We start from the raw sequence: 4,924 nt of genomic DNA on the forward strand, positions 1-4,924 counted from the left end.
CAAATAAATAAGTTAACGCGAAAAATAAGCAACAAAAAAGTCGCCCGAGAGCGACTTTTTTATTATCAGGATAAAACCTTAGCTGATCTTACCGTGACATTGCTTGTACTTCTTGCCAGAACCACAAGGACAAGGCTCATTACGACCTACTTTGCGCTCTTCACGCTCGTAAGTACCTTGAGACTCACCTGCTTCTTGCGATGATTCATCTACAATTTGGTTTTCAGCACTTTGATGCTCGAACTGTTGACGACGTGCTAGCATTTCTGCCATTTGACGGCGCTCTTCTTCCATGCGATCAACTTCTTCTTGCTGCTGTACACGAACCTTACTTAGGATCGAGATAACATCGCTCTTCAAGTTATCAAGCATTTCTTCAAACAGTTCAAACGACTCACGCTTGTACTCTTGTTTCGGGTTCTTCTGCGCGTAACCACGTAAGTGAATACCTTGACGTAGGTGATCCATTGCCGCTAGGTGTTCTTTCCATAGCGTATCAAGGTTCTGTAGCATCACCGTTTTCTCGAAGTTACGTAACACTTCAGCACCCACAACAGATTCTTTCTCGCGGTATACTTCTAGTGCTTTCTCTACGATACGCTCACGTAGCGCTTCTTCGTAAAGTTTGTCTTCAGTATCAAGCCAGTGCTGGATAGGAAGTTCAAGATCGTAATCTTCTTTCAGACGCGTTTCTAAACCTTCGATATCCCACATTTCCTCAAGTGATTGAGGTGGAATGTAGCTATCCATTAATGCGTTCAGGACATCTTCACGGTTATGCTCGATCATCTCGCTGATATCATCAGCTTGCATTAACTCATCACGTAGTTCGTAAACCACTTTACGTTGGTCATTTGCTACGTCATCAAATTCAAGCAGCTGTTTACGAATATCAAAGTTACGACCTTCAACTTTACGTTGTGCGTTTTCAATCGCTTTTGATACCCATGGGTGCTCAATCGCTTCACCTTCTTCCATACCAAGCTTCTTCATCATGCCTGATACACGATCGGATGCGAAGATACGCATTAAGCCATCTTCCATCGATAGGTAGAAACGAGATGAACCAGCATCACCCTGACGACCTGCACGACCACGTAACTGGTTATCAATACGACGAGATTCGTGACGTTCAGTACCAATGATGTGTAGACCACCAGAAGCTAGAACAGCGTCGTGTTTTTCTTGCCACTTCGCTTTGATGTTTGCGATTTGCTCTTCAGTTGGGTTATCTAATTTCTCAACATCCGACTTCCACGAACCACCTAGCATGATATCAGTACCACGACCTGCCATGTTAGTTGCGATAGTTACCGCACCTGGGGCACCCGCTTCTGCAATGATATCCGCTTCTTTTTCGTGGAATTTAGCATTCAGTACGTTGTGCTTAATGCCTTCTTTCTTAAGTGCATTAGATAGCAGCTCAGATTTTTCAATCGATACTGTACCTACCAGACATGGCTGACCATTACCTACGCGCTCTTTGATATCTTGGCTGATCGCAGCGAACTTCTCAGCTTCAGTCATGTAGACTAAATCGCCGTTATCGATACGCGCCATAGGACGGTTAGTTGGCAGTACAACTGTATCTAGGCCATAGATAGACTGAAATTCAAACGCTTCTGTATCTGCTGTACCTGTCATACCAGAAAGTTTTTCGTATAAACGGAAGTAGTTCTGGAATGTGATAGAGGCTAGTGTTTGGTTTTCATTTTGGATCTTCACGCCTTCTTTCGCTTCAACCGCTTGGTGAAGACCTTCAGACCAACGACGACCTGGCATTGTACGGCCTGTGTGTTCATCAACGATGATAACTTCGTCGTCTTGAACGATGTAATCAACGTCTTTTTCAAATAGTACGTGTGCACGTAAGCCAGCATTAACGTGGTGTAGCAAGCTAATGTTCGCAGGCGAGTACAGGGTATCGTGCTCAGCCATTAAGCCATTTTTGATTAATAGCTCTTCAACGAACTCTTGACCATTTTCAGTTAAGTGCGCTTGTTTTGATTTTTCATCAACGGTGTAGTGACCTTCACCACGGTATTCTTCGCTATCTTCTTTATCTTGGCGAACAAGTTGTGGGATCAGTGCATTAACTTTGATGTACATTTCAGAGCTATCTTCAGCAGGGCCTGAAATGATAAGCGGGGTACGTGCTTCATCGATTAAGATTGAGTCAACCTCATCGACAACAGCGAAGAAGCGTTCACGTTGAACACGATCTTCTGGGCGGAATGCCATGTTATCGCGCAAGTAGTCAAAGCCAAACTCATTGTTTGTACCGTAAAGTACATCAGCAGCGTAAGCTTCTTTCTTAGCATGCGGTGCCATGTTAGGTACGTTTACACCAACAGTCATGCCAAGGAATTCAAATAACGCACGGTTAGTTTCGGCGTCACGTGCCGCAAGGTAGTCGTTCACTGTTACGATGTGAACACCTTTACCTGTTAGGGCATTAAGGTATGAAGGCAAGGTAGCTGTTAAGGTTTTACCTTCACCTGTACGCATTTCTGCAATTTTACAGTCATTCAGTACCATACCGCCTAGCAGCTGGACATCGAAGTGACGCATACCGTAAATACGTTTTGATGCTTCACGAACTGTCGCGAAGGCTTCCGGTAATAGTTGATCTAGCGTTTCGCCTTGATCTAAACGCTCACGAAATTCAGCTGTTTTTGCTTGCAGCTCATGATCTTGCAGGCTTTCAAATTGAGGTTCTAGCTTATTGATTTGATCAACAATTTTGCGCATACGACGCAGAGTGCGGTCGTTACGGCTACCGATAATTTTAGTCAGTAGTTTTGATAACATGGCGATGCCGTTTTCTCTTTGTTATATCAGCGTTCTATTGCTGAATCGCTTAATCTTGGTTTCATTCTCTGGGGGACCTTAAGCAATCCCTGTCCCACTAGAATCGCCACAATGGTGACTAAGAGGATATTCCTGAAACTGTGTAGTACCTGATATTGCGTCGAACAGTTCTTTTTTCAAGGGTTGTTTTGTAATAACCGTAAACAATGAAGAGGAAAAACTATTGATCGCTTAATTACAGCGAATTAAGTCACAACGCGAACAGGCACATCTTTCCAGATATATTAACCTATATGAATGATATAATAAGTCATAATAGTGTCATCGCCTATGGGAAAAGCGGCCAGAGCGCTTTTTATATTCGCAAAATTAGGATCATATCCGCAAATTTTTACTCTATCTGACTGCATTACCTAGGATCACAAGCCATGAGAGATCATCGTCCGCAAACTACTGGTGATATTTTAGAAGAAACTGGACTTAATAATATTCAGCAACGCGCGATGGCATTAAGTCAGCTTAATAAAGCAGTAAAACAATATGTCAATGGTGCCGAGCATTGTCGTGTGAGTAATTACCGTCAGGGGATATTGATCATTGAAACTGCCTCTGCTGCATGGTCGATGCGACTCAATTATGAACGTCATCAACTGATCATGAAGTTAAGAGAAAAGCTGTTACCCAAACTGCAAGACATTGAAATCAAGGTCAATCCCGCACTTGCTGCAATTCAAGAGCAAAAACAAAACAAGATCCCTGATATTGTGCAAAAACCAATTTCTGATATAGCTGCACAACACTTATTAGCCACAGCGGCAACTGCACCAGATAAAGTAAAAAAACGATTAGAGCGGCTAGCACAATTGGCTATGAAGAAAAGACAGCAATGAATAGATACAAAAACGCCGAACACGAAGTTCGGCGTTTTTTTAATTCTTGCATCGCAATGGTATTAAGCGAGAACCATACCTGGTTGAGCAAAAGTAACCGGTACTTGCTGCTCATCTTCAAAGGTTGACCACTCGTAAGCTTCTTGATCTGCCAATACTGCACGTAACAACTTGTTGTTTAACGCATGACCTGATTTGTAAGCGCGCATTTCACCAATGATGTTATGACCACACATGTATAAGTCACCAATGGCATCTAATACTTTGTGAGTTACTAACTCATTGTCAAAACGTAAGCCGTCATCATTCAGGATGCGGTAATCGTCCAGTACGATAGCATTATCGAAACTACCACCTAAACATAAGTTTTGTGATTGTAGATATTCGATATCACGCATGAAACCAAAGGTACGCGCGCGGCTAATATTTTTAACAAAAGACTGGCTTGAAAAATCTAACACTAGACGCTGCTGATCTGATTCAATCGCAGGGTGGTTAAACTCGATAGCAAAATCTAGACGGAAACCGTTGTAAGGAACGAGCTCCGCCCACTTGTCGCCATCTTCAATGCGAACAGGCTTTTTAATGCGAAGAAAACGCTTTGGCGTATTCAACGTTTCAATACCCGCAGATTGAAGCAGGTAGATAAATGGGCTAGCACTACCATCCATAATTGGGATTTCTGGTGCGTTTACTTCGATAATAACATTATCGATACCCATACCTGCTAGTGCTGCATTCAAGTGCTCAACCGTAGAAATACGCACGCCCTCTTCATTTACAAGAGCTGTACATAGCATGGTATCGCGGACAGAATCTGCATTAGCAGGGAAATCCACAGGTGGATTTAGATCCGTGCGACGATAAATCACGCCAGTATTAGCGGCCGCAGGACGTAGAGTAAGCGTCACTTTACGCCCAGAGTGGAGACCCACACCGGTCGTTTGCACAATGCTTTTAAGTGTACGTTGTCTGATCATCTGCTCATATCTCAACTGTTAAACAAACTTTTGTTATAAAGCAACTAAGCTAAATAAAACCCATTATCAACTATTAATTTGCGAAATGGGTATAAATAATACCATAAGCTACTAAATATCCAAAATAATTTGCAAATAAGATAAATCAGTGCCTTCGAATAATCTCAAAAGGCACCGCTAATTAACTGATTAACTTATGCTTCATAGTAAAATGGTTATCATATAAATATGACACTTCCTTTT

The 4,924-nt window shown here is 42.4% G+C and carries 3 protein-coding genes; 1 reads left to right on the top strand and 2 read right to left on the bottom strand.

All coding sequences use genetic code 11. The features are described 5' to 3' along the window. Positions 1 to 78: 78 nt before the first annotated feature. A complete protein-coding gene (gene secA, locus E5A76_RS15095; protein ID WP_161119411.1) occupies positions 79 to 2,811 on the bottom strand; it encodes a preprotein translocase subunit SecA in 2,733 nt (910 codons plus the stop codon). Between the two features lie 428 nt (positions 2,812 to 3,239). Between secA and E5A76_RS15100 the strand changes: the two genes are divergently transcribed. After that, the gene (locus E5A76_RS15100; protein WP_161119412.1) at positions 3,240 to 3,701 is read left to right on the top strand and encodes a DUF721 domain-containing protein; all 462 of its coding nucleotides are present in this window, start codon (positions 3,240 to 3,242) and stop codon (positions 3,699 to 3,701) included. A 62-nt stretch (positions 3,702 to 3,763) separates the two neighbouring features. On the opposite strand, the gene lpxC is transcribed toward E5A76_RS15100, so the two are convergent. Then, the gene (lpxC, locus tag E5A76_RS15105; RefSeq protein ID WP_008987912.1) at positions 3,764 to 4,681 is read right to left on the bottom strand and encodes a UDP-3-O-acyl-N-acetylglucosamine deacetylase; all 918 of its coding nucleotides are present in this window, start codon (positions 4,679 to 4,681) and stop codon (positions 3,764 to 3,766) included. Positions 4,682 to 4,924 lie beyond the last annotated feature (243 nt).

The sequence above is a fragment of the Photobacterium lucens genome (assembly GCF_009873615.1).
Lineage (GTDB): Bacteria > Pseudomonadota > Gammaproteobacteria > Enterobacterales > Vibrionaceae > Photobacterium > Photobacterium lucens.

What these genes read in the sequence shown, in the direction of transcription:
- lpxC (WP_008987912.1), bottom strand. Translation starts at nt 4,681, where the DNA reads ATGATCAGACAACGTACACTTAAAAGCATTGTGCAAACGACCGGTGTG.
- E5A76_RS15100 (WP_161119412.1), top strand. Translation starts at nt 3,240, where the DNA reads ATGAGAGATCATCGTCCGCAAACTACTGGTGATATTTTAGAAGAAACT.
- secA (WP_161119411.1), bottom strand. Translation starts at nt 2,811, where the DNA reads ATGTTATCAAAACTACTGACTAAAATTATCGGTAGCCGTAACGACCGC.